This is a genomic window from Jiangella mangrovi (assembly GCF_014204975.1).
GTDB classification, from domain to species: Bacteria; Actinomycetota; Actinomycetes; order Jiangellales; family Jiangellaceae; genus Jiangella; species Jiangella mangrovi.
This window is the reverse complement of sequence record NZ_JACHMM010000001.1, coordinates 2741456-2758825: the sequence shown is the minus strand read 5'-3', so window position 1 is coordinate 2758825 and position 17370 is coordinate 2741456. Positions and strand designations below refer to the sequence as shown.

Sequence of the window (17370 nt, the reverse complement as noted above, 5' to 3'; positions counted from 1 at the left end):
CAACCGTACGCAAGTCCGGCGCGCCGCTACTCTTGGCGACCATGCCGGGTTTGCGCTTGCGCAGGGAACGGACCGGGGCCGCGTCGGAACGGGCGCGGGCCGACGTGGCGGCCAGCACCGCCGAGGCGATCGCCGGCATCGAGCTGCCCTCGGACGCCCGGGCTGCGGCCTTCTTCGACCTCGACAACACGGTGCTGCGCGGCGCCTCGCTCTTCTACCTGGCCCGCGGCATGCACCAGCGCGGGCTGCTGCGCACCAGCGACATCCTCCGGTTCGGACGCCAGCAGCTGCAGTTCGCGTTCGGCGCCGAGGACCCCGACCACATCGTCGAGGCGCGAGCCGCGGCGCTGTCGTTCATCGCCGGCCGCTCGGTCGAGGAGCTCTCGCGCGTCGGCGAGGAGATCTTCGAGGAGCTCATGGCCGACAAGCTCTGGCCGGGCACCCAGGCGATCGCACAGCTGCACATCGACCAGGGGCAGCGGGTCTGGCTGGTCACGGCGGCGCCGGTCGAGGTGGCGACGATCATCGCCCGGCGGCTCGGGCTGACCGGCGCGCTGGGCACCGTCGCCGAGCACGTCGACGGCGAGTACACCGGCCGGCTGGTCGGCGACCTGCTGCACGGCGAGGACAAGGCGGCCGCCGTCCGGTCGCTGGCCGAGCGCGAGGGCCTCGACCTCGGCCGGTGCTCGGCCTACAGCGACTCCGCCAACGACATCCCGATGCTCTCGCTGGTCGGCTTCCCGTGCGCGGTGAACCCGGACCGGAAGCTGCGCCGTCATGCCCGCAAGCGCGGCTGGCGCATCCGCGACTACCGCGCCCGCCGCCGGAACACCACGCTCGGCCTGGCCGCCGGGACGGGCGCCGTCGCCGGTGCCGCCGTCGGCATCATCGCCGCGCGCAAGAAGCGCTGACCGCAGCTGACGCCGTCACCCGAAGGCGGGGCCGCGCAGCTCGAGCAGCTCGGTGAGCGTGGCCTGGATGGTGTCGCGCACCTGGTCGGTCAGCTCGAACACGACCATGGGGTCGTCGGCGGCGCCGGGCGGGTAGTCGTCGGTGCGGATCGGCTCGCCGAACTCGATGATCCACTTCGACGGCAGCGGCACGAGGCCCAGCGGCCCGAGCCATGGGAACGTCGGCGTCAGCGGGAAGTACGGCAGGCCGAGCAGCCGCGCCAGCGACTCGGCGTTGCCGATCATGGGGTAGATCTCCTCAGCCCCGACGATGGAGCACGGGATGATCGGCGCGCCGGTGCGCAGCGCCGCCGACACGAACCCGCCGCGGCCGAAGCGCTGCAGCTTGTAGCGCTGCGAGAACGGCTTGCCGACGCCCTTGAATCCCTCGGGCCAGACGCCGACCAGCTCGCCGTTGCCCAGCAGCGCCTCGACGTCCTCGTTGCAGGCCAGCGTGGTGCCGCTGCGGCGCGCGAGATCGGAGACGAACGGCAGCTGGAAGACCAGCGTGGCGCCGAGCGCGCGCAGGTGCCGGGCCTTCGGGTGGGTGTCGTGGACGGCCAGCTGCGTCATGAGGGAGTCGACCGGCAGCGTGCCCGAGTGGTTGGCCGCGACCAGCGCCGCGCCGGAGTCGGGGACGTTCTCGATGCCGCGCACCTCGACCCGGAACCAGTGCTGGTACCAGGGGCGCAGCAGCGGCAGCAGCACCGTCTCGGTGAGCTCGGGGTCGAAGCCGAAGGGGTCGACCTCGAACTCGCCGGTCAGCCGCCGCCCGGCGAACGCGACCAGCTTGTCCAGCTGCTCGCCGTCGACGCCGAGGCGGTCACGCACCACCCGGCCGGCCGCGGCGGCGACGCGGTCGAACAGACCGGGCAGCGGGCTATCGGCCACGGCTGTCCTCCCCGGTCAGGACGCCGCGGACGGTGTGCTCGACGGCGCGGATGCGGTCGCGGTCGAGCAGGCCGCCGTGGGTGCGGGCGCCGGCGAACGCGTCGAACGTGGCGACCGTGCTGTAGACGGGGTCGAACTTCAGCTGCGTGCGCATACGGGTGGTGTCGACGCCGCGGCCGTAGGTGAGGAACCGCACCATGGCGGAGTCCATGTCGACGACGCCGGTGCGCCGCAGCAGGCCCCCGACGAACGGCGAGCCGAGCGTCGGCAGCGGCACGATGGGCCGGCCGGCCCGGCGCAGCGCCTGGCTCAACACCAGGAAGCCGTCGCCGGCCACGTTGAAGATGCCCGGGCGGTGCTCGACCGTCGCCAGCCGCAGCGCGTCGACGCAGTCGTCCTCGTGGACCAGCTGGAAGCGCGGATCGCGGCCCAGCACCACCGGCACGACCGGCAGCACGAAGTACTCCGACAGCCCCGTGCGGATGTCAGGGCCCAGCACGTTCGCGAACCGCAGGATCGTCACGCCCACGTCGGGACGGCGGCGCGAGAACCCGCGCACGTACGCCTCGACCTCGCCCGCGTCCTTCTCATAACCGCGCCGCGTCGTGGCACCGGACACCATGTCCTCGGCGAACAACGCCGGCGCCTGCGGACCCGAGCCGTACACCGTCGTCGACGACTTCACGACCACCTTGCGCACCGACGCCGACCGCTGGCACGCCGCCAGCAGCTGCATGGTGCCGATGACGTTGATCTCCTTCTGCGGCGTCCGGCCACCCGCATCGGCCCGCGTCGCCAGGATGTTCATGTGCACGACGGTGTCGGGAGCGGCGCGGTCGATGACCCGGCCGATGTCGGACGTGCGGATGTCGGCACGCACGAACTCCGCCCCGCCGATGCTCTCGGCAGGCTCGACCAGATCGACCCCGACGACGCGACTCACACCGGGCTCGGCCGCGAGGCGCTCAGCCAGCCGGGCGCCCAGATGCCGGGCGACACCGACGACCATCACAACCCTGGACACTGCTGTCCCGCTCTCCCCGTCGAGCCCGGCCGCGCGAGACACCACCCCCGCGCGGCCGCGAAAACTACCTACTTGCCCATGCGGCGACGCTGCACCCGCGTGCGACGCAGGAGCTTACGGTGCTTCTTCTTCGCCATCCGCTTGCGGCGCTTCTTGATCACAGAGCCCACAGGGCACCCTCACTCGCACGTATGGTTGACGCGCGCCAGCCGCGCGACCGGCCAAGCCTACCCGGCTGACCGGGGGCAGCGTCCAATCCGGGTCGCTCGCAGGCGTCAGCCGGCCTGCATGCCCCGGACGTACGACTCGCGCAGGTACTCGTGCACCGCGCTCTCCGGGATACGGAACGAGCGGCCCACCTGCACCGCTGGCAACGTACCCGCGTGGACGAGGCGATACACCGTCATCTTCGACACCCTCATCGCCGTCGCCACCTCGGCGACGGTGAGGAAGCGCACCTCTCCAAGAGGTGCCTCGGGTCCGTTGGTCGTCATCGCTCCTCCACGTCGTGTGGGATGAATCGTAGTGGCGGATGTGACTCATGGGAAAGGGGGATCGAGAAGTGAATCGATCCGGCGCCCGGATTGATCCGTTCTCGTGACGTTTGGGCGACGTTCTACCGTGATCATCAAGGATTGGTGGGGTTATAGCGCCACGGATCCTGGACGATCTTCATCGTCCACAGGGAGCGCCCGCGGACGCAGGTCCACGCCGGCTCAGTAGGAGGGGTCCAGGCCGTGGAGGGGGAAGACGGCGGTGCGGGTGGCGTGGATGGCTTGGTCGAGCCGGTCGGCGGGGTCGTAGCCGTCGGACCAGTCGGCGTACGCGACGGAGCCGCCGTCGGTCATGCGCTGGGGCGGGGTGCGGTCGAAGCGCGCCGACACGTGCGCCCGCCACCCGGACGGTGTCGGCGTCGCCGGGTCGAGAGGGCGTTCCGCGGCGATGGCCAGCAGGTGCGTCCATGCCCGCGGCACGACCTCGATCAGGGCGTATCCGCCGCCGCCGGTCGCGACCCAGCGGCCGTCGCACAACTCGTGCGCCAGTTCGTGCAGGATCCGGTAGGACTCGCGCTGCCCGTCGATGGTCAACGCCAGGTGCGCCAGCGGATCCTCGAGGTGGGAGTCGCACCCGTGCTGCGTGAACAGCACCTCCGGTTTCCAGGCGCGCAGCAGCGGCGGCACGACGGCGTGGAAGGCGCGCAGCCAGCCGGCGTCACCGGTGCCGGGCGGGAGGGCGACGTTGACGGCGCTGCCCTCGGCGCCGGCACCACCGACCTCGGACGGGAACCCGGTCCCCGGGAACAGCGTCCGGGGCGTCTCGTGCAGGCTGATGGTCAGCACCCGGGGGTCGTCGTAGAAGACGGCCTGGACACCGTCGCCGTGGTGGACGTCGACGTCGACGTAGGCGACCCGCGTCGCCCCCGCGTCGAGCAGGGCCCGGATCGCCAGCGCGGGGTCGTTGTAGACGCAGAACCCGGAAGCGCTGGCGGGCATGGCGTGGTGCAGCCCGCCCGCCACGTTGACGCCGTGCGCCGCGGCACCCGACCACACCGCCCGCGCCGCCGCCACCGTCCCGCCGGCCACCAGCGCGCTCGCCTCGTGCATGCCGGCGAAGCAGGGATCGTCGGTGGTGCCCAGACCGTGTTCCAGATCGACGGTGGACGGGTCGGCCGACGCGGCCTTGACGGCGTCGAGGTACGCGGCCGTGTGCACCGTCCGCAGCAGGTCGTCGCCGGCCGGGGCCGGGGCCTCGACGCGGACACCGTCGGCGCCGAGGATGCCCAGCTCGCGGGCCAGCCGGATGGTGAGGTCGACGCGGACCGGGTTGAGCGGGTGCCCGGGGCCGAAGTCGTAGCCGATCAGGGCGTCGGACCAGGCCACGTGCACGGTATCCATGCCGAACCGTCAGACCGGCTCGCCGGACGACAGCGCGCGGGACCGGTCGCGGGCGGCCTCGAGCGCCACTAGGAAGTCGGCCCGGAGCCCGCCCTCCTCGAGCTTGCGCAGGGCCGCCGCCGTCGTGCCGCCCGGAGACGTGACCCGTTCGCGCAGGACGGTGGGGTGCTCGCCGGTCTCGCGCAGCAGCGCGGCCGAGCCGGTCAGCGTCTGCACGACGAGCTCGGTGGCGGTGACGCGGGTCAGGCCCAGGTGGACGCCGGCCTCGATCATGGCCTCGGCCACCATGAACACGTACGCCGGGCCGGACCCGGAGACGGCCGTGACGGCGTCCTGCTGCTTCTCGGGGACCCGGACCGACCGGCCGGTCGAGCGCAGCAGGTCCTCGGCCTCGGCGAGGTGCTCGTCGCCGCTGAACGAGCCGGGCGAGATGGCGGCCATGCCCTCGCCGACCAGCGCCGGGGTGTTCGGCATGACCCGCACGACGGCGACGCCGCCGGGCAGCCGCGCCTCGACGAACGACGTGGTGATGCCGGCGGCGAGCGACACGAACAGCTGGCCGGGACGAGCGGACGCCGCGACCTCGTCGAGCACCGGCCCGACGTCGTACGGCTTCACCACCAGCAGGACGGTGTCGGCGCGCTTCACGGCCTCGGCGTTGTCGACGACCTCGATGCCGTAGCGCTCGGTCAGCTCGGCGGCGCGCTCGGGCCGCTTCTCGGCCGCCAGCACCTCGGACACGGGCCGGCCGCCCTGCAGGATGCCGGCGAGCAGTGCCTCGCCCATGACGCCGACACCGAGGATCGCCACCGTCATTTCGAGCTCGCCACCGATCGCAGGAGGAAGGCCAGGTCGGCCGGCCGCTCGGCCAGCCGCCGCACCAGGTACGCGTACCACTGCGGGCCGTAGGGGACGTAGACGCGGACCCGCTCGCCGGCGCGGACCAGCCGGCGCTGCTCGCGCGGGCGGATGCCGTAGAGCATCTGGTACTCGTAGCTGCCCTGCTCGCGGCGGTGCCGGGCGGCCAGCGAGCCGGCGATCTCGACCAGGCGGGGGTCGTGCGTGGCGATCATGGGGTAGCCGTCGCCGGCGAACAGCACCTTCATGCAGCGCACGTAGGAGCGGTCGACCTCGCCGCGGTCGCGGAACGCCACGCTCTCGGGCTCGTCGTACGCGCCCTTGCACAGCCGGACCCGCGAGCCCGACTGGGCGAGGTCGCGGCAGTCGGCCTCGGTGCGCTTGAGCCGGGCCTGCAGGACGGCGCCGACGTCCGGGAAGTCCTGGCGCAGCTCGCGCAGGACGTCGAGCGTGGAGTCGACGGTGGTGTGCTCTTCCATGTCCAGCGTGACGGTGGTGCCGGCGTCGGCCGCGGCCTGGCAGATCTGCCGCGCGTTCTCGAGCGCGATGGCCTCGCCGTCGGCCGGCAGCGACCGCCCGAGGGCGGAGAGGCGCACCGACACCTCGACGTCGGGGGTGAGCTCGGCCTTGTGCAGCGCCTCGAGCAGGGACACGTAGGCCTGGGCGACGGTGGTGGCCTGCGAGCGGTCGTGGGTGTCCTCGGCCAGATGGTCGACGGTGACCGCGAGGCCCTCGCCGGTGAGCTCGCCGGCGACCCGGACCGCGTCGCTCTGCTCCGCCCCGGCGACGTACCGGGAGACGACGGTGCGGGTCAGCGGCAGACGCTCAACGGTGTGCCGCAGCCGATCGCTCCGCGATGCGCCCAGCAACGCCGAACGCACCATCACCCTCGGGGCTGTCGCCAGACCATGCGGTCGGCCGCCAGCCGTCCTGTGAGCCAAGGCGGTGCCCTTCTCCTTCGCGCTAGCCGGACTCCGCCAGGGTACGGCACCGGAGGTCAGGCGGTGCGGCGACGCAACGTGGCCGCGCCGAGCGCCAGCAGCGCGATCGAGAACCCCAGCACGACGCCGATCTGGCCCCACACGGCCGGGTCGGTGTTCTGCTGGACCTCGCTCATGGCGTCGACGGCGTACGACAGCGGCAGCACGCCGGAGACGGCCTCGAGGAACGGCGGCAGCTGGTCGCGCGGCACCAGCAGGCCGCACAGCAGGAACTGGGGCAGGATCAGCGCCGGCATGAACTGCACCACCTGGAACTCCGTCGACGCGAACGCACTCACGAACAGCCCGAGCGCCACGCCCAGCAGCGCGTCGAACACCGCCACGGCGATCAGCAGCCAGGCCGGCCCGGCGGTGTCCATGTCGAGCAGGCCAACGGCCACCGATGCCGTGATCAGCGCCTGCACCAGCGCGACCGCGCCGAACGCCAGCGCGTAGCCGAGCAGGAAGTCGAGCTTGCCGGTGGGCATCGACAGCAGCCGCTCCAGCGTGCCCGACGTCCGCTCGCGCAGCGTGGCGATGGACGTGACCAGGAACATCACCAGGAACGGGAAGATCGCCAGCAGCGCCGGCCCGATGCCGTCGAAGATGGGGCCGCCGTCGTAGATCCACCACAGCAGCGTCAGCAGCAGGCTGGGCACCACCAGCATGAGCGCGATGGTGCGCGGGTCGTGCCGCAGCTGGGTCAGGACGCGGGCCGCGGTGGCCAGCGTGATGCGCGGCGTCATGACGACACCTCCGAGTCCGCCTTCTCGATCAGTTCCAGGAACGCGCCCTCGGCATCGGCCGCACCGGTGCGGGCCAGCAGCGCGGGCAGGGTGTCGTCGGCGAGCAGCGCGCCGTCGCGCAGCAGCACCAGCCGCTCGCACCGCTCGGCCTCGTCCATGACGTGGCTCGACACCAGCAGGGTGACGCCGTCGGCCGCGAGCCGGTGGAACAGCTCCCACAGCTGCACCCGCAGCACGGGGTCCAGCCCGACCGTCGGCTCGTCCAGCACCAGGACCTCGGGCGTTCCGAGCAGCGCCGTCGCCAGCGAGACCCTCGACCGCTGCCCGCCGGACAGCCGCCCGACGAGGTGGTCGGCGTGCGACCCGAGGTCGACCTGCTCGACCACGCGGTCGACGTCGGTCATCGGCGCGCCCAGCACGCGGGCGTAGTAGCGCAGGTTCTGCCGCACCGTGATGTCGGCGTAGACGCTGGGCGCCTGGGTCACGTAGCCCACGCGGTCGCGCAGCTCCTTGGCGCCGGCGGGCCGGCCGAGCACGTCGACGGTCCCGCCGGCCACCCGCTGCACGCCGACGATGGCGCGCATCAGCGTCGACTTCCCGGAGCCCGACGGGCCGAGCAGCCCGGTCAGGCTTCCCCGCCGCACGTCCAGGTCGAAGTCGTCGAGGACGGTCACCGTGCCGCGGACGACGCGCAGACCGCGGATCGAGATGGCCGGCGGGCCGTCGCCGTCCGGCGCAGAATTCATCATGTGTTGAATAATGCTGGCGCGAGTGGTCCCCGTCAAGGGCGTACGGGGTCCGGACCGGCTACTCGAGGGCGCCGTCGTAGTACTGCTGCAGCACCGGGGCGACCAGCGCGACCAGTTCCTCGTCCGGCACCGAGGCGATCGGCTCGAGCTTCACCACGTAGCGGACGATGGCCAGGCCGATGAGGTGCGACACCATGGCCTCGGCGCGCAGGGCGCCGTTGGGCACGTCCTGGAAGGCCGCCAGCACCCGGCCGAGGATGGCCCGGGTGACGAACTGGCGCAGCAGCCGGGCGGCGGCCTCGTGCTGCATGGCCGAGCGGAGCAGCGCGAGGATCGGCGCGCGGCCGACGGGGTCGCCCCAGACACCGATGAACGTGCGGATGGCCCGCTCGCCGATGCCGGCGTCGGCGGTGTGGTCGGCGATGGCGTCGGCGATGACCGACGGGTCCCAGGGGATCTCCATCGCGGCCAGGAACAGCTTCTCCTTGGACCCGAAGTAGTGGTGCACGAGCGCGGGGTCGACGAACGCGGCGGCCGCGATGGCGCGCATCGTGGCGCCGTCGTAGCCGCGCTCGCCGAAGACGGCGCGCGCGGCGGCGAGGATCTCGCCCTTGGTGTCCGGTGCGCCGCGACGCCGCCCGGACCTCCCCTTCAGAACCTTCCCCACAATTCCGGCATCCTATCCGCCGCCCGCCGCAACGGTGGACCCCGTCATCGCCGCAGGGACGAGTAATCCCTTGTCGCACTCTTTTCCCCGATGTCGAGGAATTGCCGATAACCCGTCTTAGATCGGACATAATCGGCACGAAACGCCTGCCCAGACGGCCTGTGGAGATGAGAGTCACACCGATCGGGTGACTCTCCGACAACACGCTTGACATATACGGCTCATCCGTCAAAGCTTTCGTGCTGATGCGCATCAAGCACCACCCGACCGCAACACAACGCGTGACCATTCAAGGAGTATTCTGGTGAAGAACGTACTGCGCGGCGCCCTCGTCGCTGGTGTGGCGTTCGCTGCCTCCATGGGCCTCGGGGCTTCGGCTCAGGCCACGGAGGTCCGGGCCGCCGACTCCCTCCCGGAGATCGACGTCCTGAACAACGCCTGCATCCTGCCGTGGTTCTGGCAGGGCCCGTTCAACGTGATGGTCGAGGACCAGTACGGCTCGTACTCGGCGTGCAACGGCGCGTCCGAGGACGACGGTGAGGGCAGCAGCATCGGCAACAACGCCTGCATCCTCCCCTGGTTCTGGCAGGGCCCGTTCAACGTCCTGCTGGGCTCGCAGGCCGGCGACTACGCGGCGTGCAACGGCTCGGAGGAGATCCCGGCCGACGTCCAGGAGCAGCTCGAGAGCCTGCTCCCCGAGGGCACCGCTCTCGAGGACCTCACCCAGGACCAGCTCCTGGAGCTGCTCCCCGAGGGCACGCAGCTGCTGCCGCAGGGCTGATTCCGGACGCCGTCGCCGTCAGGGCGACCGGTGTTCTGAGCTGAGGGCACGGGGCGGAGATTGTCAGATTCTCCTGCGGCAGTCTCCCCCGTGCTGCTCGGTGTGCACGACGACTCGCGTCGAGGGCGCCCGCCCTCGGCGCCTTTCGCATGTCCGGAGCAGACGAGGGAACGACGGCGTCAGCCCGCGGACCCGCCGCGGGCGACCACCTCGGCCGTCCCGTCGGCGCCCACCGCGAACGCCGTCTCGACCGACGCCGCCAGGTTGAGCCGGGTGAACGCGAGCGCCTCGGCGAGGTCGGCCTCGCGCTCGGCGGTGTTGCGCGCCCGCCGCGTGCTGACCTCGAGGATCACCGTCCCGGACCATTCGACCCTGGCCAGCCGCTCGAGCACCGCCGAGCAGGGCTGATTGCCGCGGCCGGGGATCAGGTGCTCGTCGCGGGCCGAGCCGGTGCCGTCGGTCATGTGCACGTGGGCCAGGCGGTCGCCGATGTCCTCGGACATCTTCAGGGAGTCCATGCCGGCCACCGCGGCGTGCGAGAGGTCGAGCGTGATGTGCTCGTACGCCTCGTCCGTGGGGTCCCAGTCGGGCGCGTAGGCGGCCACCTCGCGGCCGGCCGCGCGCCACGGGTACATGTTCTCGACGGCGACGGCGATGCCGAACTCGTCCTCGAGCCGGGGCACGAGCTCGACGAAGTTGCGCGCATAGTCGCGCTGCCAGCGAAAGGGCGGGTGCACGACGACGGTGGAGGCGCCCAGTCGCCGCGCGGCCTCGAGCGACTTCGTCAGCCGGACGGTGGGGTCGGGCGACCAGACCCGCTGGGTGATGAGCAGGCACGGCGCGTGCACGGACAGCACCGGCATGCCGTAGCGCTCGGACAGCCGCTCGATCTGGTCGATGTCCTGGCTGACCGGATCGGTCCACACCATGACCTCGACGCCGTCGTAGCCGAGCGACGCGGCCATCTCGAACGCCGTCGCCGCGCCCTGGGGATAGGTGGCGGCGGTGGACAGCCCCACGGGCGCCTCGGGGACACGCAGTACCCCGGAGGCACTCTGGCGCAGTTCGGACACGCTCCCAAGGGTAAGCGTCCCGTGTGTCGGCGGTGTGGCGGTCACGGCACGGATTCGGGGTCGAACTCCCAGTGCCAGGGCTCCGGTGTGCTGCCGCCGGGACGGGCCCAGTCCGGGTTGTCCCAGCCGTAGTCGTCGGCGTTGTCGTCGAGCCACTCGTAGAGGGCGCCGCCGAACGAGTTCGCGCCGCAGCCGATGTCGAGCGCCAGCCCCCAGCCGTGCTCGCTGGTGCCGGGGTACGCCGCCAGGCCGGGCTTGCGGTCGTAGACGTCGACCTGGGCGTCGTAGCTGCGGTAGGAGTCGGTGACACAGGCGATGAGGCCCTCGCCGGTCTCGGCGCGGTAGACGGCGTCGAGGGCGACGAACGAGGCAGCGGCGTCGGGGCGCAGCAGGTGGCCCTCGCCGATGGCGCACAGGTGCTCGTCGCCGAGCTCGCCGTTGTCGACGCCGTCGCCCGGGATGGTGGCCGTGCACCCCTCGACCGGCGGGAAGCCGGTGGGGGTCGGCGTGGGTGTCGGTGTCGGTGTCGGCGTTGCCGCCGGCGGCGGTGTGACCGCGGCCGCTGTGGGCGTGCCGGCGCCGGCCAGCGGGGACGGTGTGCCGGTGTCGCCGGCGCCCCCGTCGTCGCCACGGGCCGGCCCGCCGGCGGCGTCCTCGCGCTCGGCGTCGACGTCGAACGGCACCGGGCTCACGGGCGAGACGGCCGCCGTCGGCGAGTCACCCGGCGACATCGCGGTGACGGCGACGGCGGCGCTGGCCGCGGCGCCCGCACCCGCGACCGGGATCATGATGCTGAGGAGACGGGAGGGGCGACGGCGCTTGTGTCTTGAGGTCGAACCGCTTCGGCGTACGGCGTGGCGGGCTCTGCTCACGTGCGGCGGTCCTCCGTCAGGTCACGGGTCGATAACGGCCAGAAGACTCTAACCCGATTCGTCCGTTTCGCCGAAACCGGCCCCCTCGATCTGGTCGAGCCGGCGCAGGATGACCCCCTCGCGCAGCGCCCATGGGCAGATGTCGACCTCGTCGACCTCGAACAGGTCGATGGCGGCGTCGGCGACGACGGCACCGGCCAGCAGCTGCCCGGCCCGGCCGGCCGAGACGCCGGGCAGCTTCGAGCGTTCCGACGCCGTCATGCCCGCCAGCTTCTTGACCAGATCCTGCACGTCGGAGCGGCTGAGCGTGCGCCGGACGTACGGCCCGTCGCCCGACGGCGCGGCGCCGGCCACACGGGCCAGCGACCGGAACGTCTTGCTGGAGGCGACCGCGCGGTCGGGCGCGCCGTAGCGGTTGATGCTGCCGACGATGGAGGCGATCTCGGCGCGGACGTGCCGGCGCAGCGCCCGCAGCTCGTCCTTCGACGGCGGGTCGTCGCTGAACCAGGCGCGGGTGAGCCGGGCGGCGCCCAGCGGCAGCGAGACGGCGACATCGGGATCCTCGTCGCCGCCGGCCGCCAGCTCGAGCGAGCCGCCGCCGATGTCGAAGCTCAGCAGCCGGCCCGCCGACCACCCGTACCAGCGCCGCACCGCCAGGAACGTGAGCCGGGCCTCGTCCTGGCCGGACAGGATCTGCAGGTCGACGCCGGCCTCCTCGCGCACGCGGTCGAGGACGGCGGTGCCGTTGACGGCCTCGCGCAGCGCCGACGTCGCGAACGCCAGCATCGAGGTCGCGCCCTTGTCCTCGGCGACCTGGACCGCCTCGCGGCAGCTCTCGAGCAGCCGCTCGGCGCCGTCCTTGCTGATGGAGCCGGAGTCGTCGAGCAGCTCGACCAGGCGCAACTCGGTCTTGCGCTTGTACGCCGGGAGGGGCCGGGCGCCGCGATGGGCGTCGACCAAAAGCAGATGGACGGTGTTGGAACCGACGTCGAGCACACCCATGCGCACGGAAAGGACGATACTCGTGGAGTGGAGCTGCCGACACGCGGAGCGCGAGCCTGGGTCGAGTTCACCGACCCCGCCGACGACGGCCAGGTGCTGCGTTGCGACCTGACCTGGCTGACGTCGCGGTGGACGTGCATCTTCGGCCAGGGCTGCCCGGGCATCTACGCCGAGCGGCCCGACGACGGCTGCTGCACGCACGGCGCCCATTTCTCCGACGAGGACGACGAGAAGCGCGTGCGCGGCTACGCGAACCGGCTGGGCCCCGACGTCTGGCAGCTGCGCGACGAGGGCCTGCGCGGCGGCGTCATCGAGGTCGACGACGAGGGCGAGCGCAAGACCCGCGTCGTCGACGGCGCCTGCGTGTTCCTCAACCGGCCCGGGTTCGAGGGCGGCACGGGCTGCGCGCTGCACGCCTACGCGCTCACCGTCGGGCAGCACCCGCTCGAGACCAAGCCCGACGTCTGCTGGCAGCTGCCCATCCGGCGCACCTACCGCGACGCGGAGCGCCCCGACGGGTCCACGTACCTCGAGATCAGCATCGGCGAGTACGACCGCGCCGGCTGGGGTCCCGGCGGGCACGACATGACCTGGTACTGCACCACCGCCACCGAGGCGCACGTGGGCCGCGAGCCGGTGTACCGGTCCAACGAGCCCGAGCTGCGCGCGCTCGTCGGCGACAAGGCCTACGAGGAGCTGGCCCGGCACTGCGAGGCGTTCCTCGCCGCCCAGCTGCCGCTGCTGGTGCATCCGGCCACGGCGGCGCGGCAGCAGGAGCACTGACACAGAGAGACCGCCGGTCCCGAACCTCATTGGTCGGGGCCGGCGGCCTCTGCAGGAGACTTACTGTGGAGCTGACCTCTTACTGCTGGACCTGACGGCGGTTCACCGCGAACGCGGCGGCCGCGCCGGCGAGCAGCAGGCCCGCGCCGACGAACACCAGCTGGCTCGACGCACCGGTGTCCGGCAGCGACTCGCCGTCACCGGAGCCGTCGTCGGCCCCGCTGGCGGTGCCGTCGTCCGAGCCGTCCTCCGACCCGTCGGCCGAGCCGTCGTCCGACCCGTCCTCGGAGCCGTCGTCCGACCCGTCGGTCTCGGTGCCGTCGGTCTCGGTGCCGTCGACCTCGGTGCCGTCGACCTCGGTCCCGTCGACCTCAGTGCCGTCGACCTCAGTGCCGTCGACCTCAGTGCCGTCGACCTCGGTCCCGTCGACCTCAGTGCCGTCGACCTCAGTGCCGTCGACCTCAGTGCCGTCGACCTCAGTGCCGTCGACCTCGGTCCCGTCGACCTCAGTGCCGTCGACCTCGGTCCCGTCGACCTCAGTGCCGTCGACCTCGGTCCCGTCGACCTCAGTGCCGTCGACCTCGGTGCCGTCGACCTCAGTGCCGTCGGTCTCGGTCTCCGCCTCGGCGCGCATGTCGCAGGCCTGGTAGTAGGCCTCCTGGCTGCCGATGACGGCGTTGACCGGGCCCTGCCACAGCCACGGCGCGGCGCACGCGTCGTTGAGGATGTCGATGCTGCCACCGTCACCCTCGAGGACCGCGGCGACGCTGCTGAGCAGGTCGTTCGAGGTCGGCGTGCTGGCACCGCTGCAGGCGGTGTAGTGGGCCGACTGCTCGCCCAGGACCGCGTTGACCGGACCCTGCCACATCCACGGAGCGGCGCAGGCGCCGTTCAGCAGGTTGGCACCGTCGCCGGTCAGCGTGCCGTCGTTGTTGCAGGCCGCGTAGTGCGCGGACTGACCGTCGCTGAACCCGTTGACCGGGCCCTGCCACAGCCACGGCAGCGCGCAGGCGTTGTTGCCCACGTTGAGGCCGTCGCCGTAGGTGGTGCCGTTGCTGTTGCAGGCGACGTAGGTCGCCTCCTGGCCCTCGACGAACACGTTCGCCGGGCCCTGCCACAGCCACGGGAGGGCGCAGGCACCGTTGAGCACGTTGATGCCGTCGCCGTAGGTGGTCTCCTCGGTGTTGCAGACCACGTAGTAGGCGGACTGGTCCTCGACGGCGCCGTTGGCCGGGCCCTGCCAGAGCCACGGAGCGGCGCAGGCGTTGTTGAGGACGTTGATGCCGTCACCGTAGGAGTCGGCGTTGTTGTTCAGGACGTTGATGCCGTCACCGATGGCGATGCCGGTGTTGCCGTTGCAGGCCTCGTAGAAGGCCTCCTGGCCGCCGACGAAGATGTTGAACGGGCCCTGCCACAGCCAAGGCAGCGCGCAGAGGCTGTTGCCGACCTCGATGTCGCCGAGGCCGAGGGTGTCCAGGAGGCCGTTGGCCTCGTCGACACTTGTGATCTCGGTGGGGAAGTCGAGAGCCTTCCCCTCCGCGGCCGTGGCCGCCGGAACGCTCAGGGCGAAACAGGCGGCGAGCGCAGCGCCGGCCACAACGGCGCCACGCAGCACTGTCTTCAGCACAATTCTCCTCAAATCATTCGAAAGAAGTTTCCCAGGCAACCTGATTACCCGGATGCCCGCCAGGGAGTACATTCGACCCCCTGTCCAAGGGTGTCAAGGTACTCTACAAAAGGTCATTCAACTAGGTGACATACCGGTGACACGACATTCCTGCATCCTTTCTGTCCGAATTCGGCGAAAGGGTCTGCAATGATTGGTCTGTGCGCCGCGACGTGATCCCGAGTCCGAACATCTGGCACTACCCGGACGTCTATGAACTGGAGAACCGCGGGGTCGACCCCGGCGGTGTCATCGAGGCCGCCATGCTGCGGCTGCACGACTGGTCCGGGCTCGACGCGCTCGACGTCGGCTGCGGGTCCGGGTTCCACCTCCCCCGCTTCGCCGCGTCGGCCCGGCGTGTCGTCGGCGTCGAGCCGCACAAGCCGCTGGTGCAGCAGGCCGAGGCGCGGGTCGCCGCGCTGCCGGCCGCCGTCCGCTCCCGCATCACCGTTCTGCGCGGCAAGGCCCAGCAGCTGCCGCTCCCGCCGGCGTCGGTCGACGTCGCGCACGCCCGCTGGGCCTACTTCTTCGGGCCGGGCTGCGAGCCGGGGCTGACGGAGCTCGGCCGCGTCATGCGCCACGGAGGCACCGCGTTCGTCATCGACAACGACGCCACCCGGTCGACCTTCGGCCGCTGGTTCCGCACCGGGCTGCCGCAGTACGACCCCGAGGCCGTCGAGCGGTTCTGGGCCCGGCAGGGCTGGCACCGCGAGCAGCTGACCATGCGCTGGGAGCAGCCCGACCGCGCGTCGTTCGAGGCGGTCGTGCGGATCGAGTTCGACCCGAAGACCGCCGACGCCGTCCTGGCCGAGCACGCCGGCACCTCGGTCGACTACGCCGTCAACCTGTTCTGGCGGCGGTTCTAGCCTCGTTTCCGGTGGCCTGTCGGAGCCGGCGGCTACCGTTCTGGGCATGGCGAAGGCGAAGACGGCGGCCCCGTCGTTCCGGTGCTCCGAGTGCGGCTGGACCACGGCCAAGTGGGTCGGGCGGTGCGGCGAGTGCCAGGCGTGGGGCACGGTCGAGCAGGCCGGGGTGGCGAAGGCCGGTGTCACCGCGGCCGGCCCGGTCACCGAGGCCGCGCGGCCCATCGGCTCGGTCGCCATCGAGGCCGCCCGCTCGCGACCCACCGGGGTCGGCGAGTTCGACCGCGCGCTGGGCGGCGGGCTGGTGCAGGGTGCGGTCATCCTGCTGGCCGGCGAGCCCGGTGTCGGCAAGTCGACCCTGCTGCTCGACGTCACGGCGCGCTGGGCGCACGAGGCCGGCCGCGCCCTCTATGTCACCGGCGAGGAGTCCGCGGCCCAGGTGCGGCTGCGGGCCGAGCGCACCGGCGCCGTCGCCGACCACCTCTACCTCGCGGCCGAGACCGACCTGTCCGCCGTCATCGGGCACATCGAGGAGGTGCAGCCGTCGCTGGTGGTGCTCGACTCCGTCCAGACGGTGTCCAGCCAGGCGGTCGACGGCGCGGCCGGCGGCGTGACCCAGGTGCGCGAGGTCGCGGCGTCGCTCATCCGCGTGGCCAAGGACCGCGGCATCGCCACCATCCTCGTCGGGCACGTCACCAAGGACGGCAGCATCGCCGGCCCGCGCGTGCTCGAGCACCTGGTCGACGTCGTGCTGCACTTCGAGGGCGACCGGCACTCGCGGCTGCGACTGGTCCGGACCGTCAAGAACCGGTTCGGCCCGGCCGACGAGGTGGGCTGCTTCGACCTCACCGACACCGGGATCAGCTCCCTCGCCGACCCCACCGGCCTGTTCCTCTCGCGGCACTCCACCCCCGTGCCAGGCACCTGCATCACCGTCACGCTCGAGGGCCGGCGCCCGCTGCTGGGCGAGGTGCAGGCGCTGGTGGCCACGTCGGCGCTGGCCACGCCGCGGCGGGCCAACAGCGGGCTCGACTCCTCGCGGGTGGCCATGGTGCTGGCGGTGCTGGAACGACGGGGTCAGGTCCGGCTCAGCAACAGCGACGTCTACACCTCCACCGTCGGCGGCGCCAAGCTGTCCGAGCCGTCGGCCGACCTCGCGCTGCTGCTCGCGGTGGCCAGCGCGGCCTCGGGCACGCCGCTGCCGGCCGGGCTGACGGCGCTCGGCGAGGTCGGCCTCGCGGGCGAGATCCGCCGGGTCAGCGGGCTGTCGCGGCGGCTGGCCGAGGCCGGGCGCATGGGGTTCACCACCGCACTGGTGCCGGCCGACCCCGGGCCGGTGCCCGACGGCATCCGCGTCGTCGAGGTGGCCGACGTCGGGCAGGCGCTCGCGGCGGCCCGCGACAGCGCCGGCCGGAACGCCGGTTTGGCCGCGGATTCGCCGCAACACACCTGAATCGTTGCGTGGTATTGACGCGATCGTCGTCTCACGACGGCACATGACGCCCTAGACTGTTCAATCCAGCGTCGTCTGCCGTCCCTCGCCGGGCCGCACGGGGCGCGACCGTACACT

Annotated in this window: 20 protein-coding genes; 6 read left to right on the top strand and 14 right to left on the bottom strand. The window is 72.1% G+C overall.

Annotation, left to right across the window (positions count from 1 at the left end; all coding sequences use genetic code 11):
* Positions 1-41: 41 nt before the first annotated feature.
* Complete coding sequence (locus HD601_RS12860) at positions 42-911, top strand: HAD family hydrolase (RefSeq protein WP_184822433.1); 870 nt, start codon at positions 42-44, stop codon at positions 909-911.
* A 15-nt stretch (positions 912-926) separates the two neighbouring features.
* Here the strand turns inward: HD601_RS12860 and HD601_RS12855 are convergent, their stop codons facing one another.
* The 10 genes from HD601_RS12855 to HD601_RS12810 all read right to left on the bottom strand — a co-directional run bounded on the left by HD601_RS12855 (position 927) and on the right by HD601_RS12810 (position 8748).
* Positions 927-1784, bottom strand: coding sequence for a lysophospholipid acyltransferase family protein (locus tag HD601_RS12855; RefSeq protein WP_425503480.1), 858 nt, complete (start codon positions 1782-1784; stop codon positions 927-929).
* Positions 1785-1830: 46 nt separating this feature from the next.
* Positions 1831-2865 (bottom strand): NAD-dependent epimerase/dehydratase family protein, encoded by a 1035-nt coding sequence (locus HD601_RS12850; protein ID WP_221440901.1) that lies wholly within the window; start codon positions 2863-2865, stop codon positions 1831-1833.
* A 68-nt stretch (positions 2866-2933) separates the two neighbouring features.
* Positions 2934-3035, bottom strand: coding sequence for a 30S ribosomal protein bS22 (locus HD601_RS12845; RefSeq protein WP_074946526.1), 102 nt, complete (start codon positions 3033-3035; stop codon positions 2934-2936).
* Positions 3036-3140: 105 nt separating this feature from the next.
* Positions 3141-3359, bottom strand: coding sequence for a helix-turn-helix domain-containing protein (locus HD601_RS12840; protein ID WP_026874627.1), 219 nt, complete (start codon positions 3357-3359; stop codon positions 3141-3143).
* A 222-nt stretch (positions 3360-3581) separates the two neighbouring features.
* Complete coding sequence (locus tag HD601_RS12835) at positions 3582-4760, bottom strand: acetoin utilization protein AcuC (RefSeq protein WP_184822429.1); 1179 nt, start codon at positions 4758-4760, stop codon at positions 3582-3584.
* Between the two features lie 9 nt (positions 4761-4769).
* Positions 4770-5576, bottom strand: a complete 807-nt coding sequence (proC, locus tag HD601_RS12830; protein WP_184822427.1) for a pyrroline-5-carboxylate reductase — start codon at positions 5574-5576, stop codon at positions 4770-4772.
* Positions 5573-6502 carry a proline dehydrogenase family protein gene (locus tag HD601_RS12825; protein WP_184829780.1) on the bottom strand — a complete coding sequence of 310 codons (930 nt, stop codon included), beginning with the start codon at positions 6500-6502 and terminating at the stop codon, positions 5573-5575. The genes proC and HD601_RS12825 overlap by 4 nt, the downstream gene beginning before the upstream one ends.
* A 113-nt stretch (positions 6503-6615) precedes the next feature.
* The gene (locus tag HD601_RS12820; protein ID WP_184822425.1) at positions 6616-7344 is read right to left on the bottom strand and encodes an ABC transporter permease; all 729 of its coding nucleotides are present in this window, start codon (positions 7342-7344) and stop codon (positions 6616-6618) included.
* On the bottom strand, positions 7341-8093 hold the full coding sequence (locus tag HD601_RS12815; protein WP_184822423.1) for an ABC transporter ATP-binding protein: 753 nt from the start codon (positions 8091-8093) through the stop codon (positions 7341-7343). The genes HD601_RS12820 and HD601_RS12815 overlap by 4 nt, the downstream gene beginning before the upstream one ends.
* A gap of 58 nt (positions 8094-8151) precedes the next feature.
* Positions 8152-8748 (bottom strand): TetR/AcrR family transcriptional regulator, encoded by a 597-nt coding sequence (locus tag HD601_RS12810; protein WP_184829778.1) that lies wholly within the window; start codon positions 8746-8748, stop codon positions 8152-8154.
* A 316-nt stretch (positions 8749-9064) separates the two neighbouring features.
* On the opposite strand from HD601_RS12810, the gene HD601_RS12805 reads away from it, so the two are divergent.
* Entirely contained in the window at positions 9065-9541 is a 477-nt protein-coding gene (locus HD601_RS12805; protein ID WP_184822421.1) for a hypothetical protein, read from the top strand.
* A gap of 179 nt (positions 9542-9720) precedes the next feature.
* On the opposite strand, the gene HD601_RS12800 is transcribed toward HD601_RS12805, so the two are convergent.
* The 3 genes from HD601_RS12800 to HD601_RS12790 all read right to left on the bottom strand — a co-directional run bounded on the left by HD601_RS12800 (position 9721) and on the right by HD601_RS12790 (position 12494).
* A complete protein-coding gene (locus tag HD601_RS12800; RefSeq protein ID WP_221440896.1) occupies positions 9721-10614 on the bottom strand; it encodes a TIM barrel protein in 894 nt (297 codons plus the stop codon).
* 41 nt (positions 10615-10655) lie between these two features.
* Positions 10656-11402, bottom strand: a complete 747-nt coding sequence (locus HD601_RS12795; protein ID WP_221440895.1) for a M15 family metallopeptidase — start codon at positions 11400-11402, stop codon at positions 10656-10658.
* A gap of 132 nt (positions 11403-11534) precedes the next feature.
* Positions 11535-12494 (bottom strand): Ppx/GppA phosphatase family protein, encoded by a 960-nt coding sequence (locus HD601_RS12790; protein WP_184822419.1) that lies wholly within the window; start codon positions 12492-12494, stop codon positions 11535-11537.
* Here HD601_RS12790 and HD601_RS12785 point away from each other — a divergent pair.
* Positions 12432-13271 (top strand): DUF3109 family protein, encoded by an 840-nt coding sequence (locus tag HD601_RS12785; RefSeq protein WP_425503409.1) that lies wholly within the window; start codon positions 12432-12434, stop codon positions 13269-13271. The genes HD601_RS12790 and HD601_RS12785 overlap by 63 nt on opposite strands.
* Positions 13272-13350: 79 nt before the next feature.
* Here the strand turns inward: HD601_RS12785 and HD601_RS36255 are convergent, their stop codons facing one another.
* The gene (locus HD601_RS36255; protein WP_425503479.1) at positions 13351-13458 is read right to left on the bottom strand and encodes an LPXTG cell wall anchor domain-containing protein; all 108 of its coding nucleotides are present in this window, start codon (positions 13456-13458) and stop codon (positions 13351-13353) included.
* Here HD601_RS36255 and HD601_RS36250 point away from each other — a divergent pair.
* The 3 genes from HD601_RS36250 (at position 13432) to radA (ending at position 17253) form a co-directional block, all read left to right on the top strand.
* Positions 13432-15027 (top strand): pentapeptide repeat-containing protein, encoded by a 1596-nt coding sequence (locus HD601_RS36250; RefSeq protein WP_425503478.1) that lies wholly within the window; start codon positions 13432-13434, stop codon positions 15025-15027. The two genes, HD601_RS36255 and HD601_RS36250, sit on opposite strands and share 27 nt — an antisense overlap.
* A gap of 71 nt (positions 15028-15098) precedes the next feature.
* Positions 15099-15803, top strand: a complete 705-nt coding sequence (locus tag HD601_RS12775; protein WP_221440894.1) for a methyltransferase domain-containing protein — start codon at positions 15099-15101, stop codon at positions 15801-15803.
* A gap of 46 nt (positions 15804-15849) precedes the next feature.
* A complete protein-coding gene (radA, locus tag HD601_RS12770) occupies positions 15850-17253 on the top strand; it encodes a DNA repair protein RadA (protein WP_184822413.1) in 1404 nt (467 codons plus the stop codon).
* Positions 17254-17370: the final 117 nt, after the last annotated feature.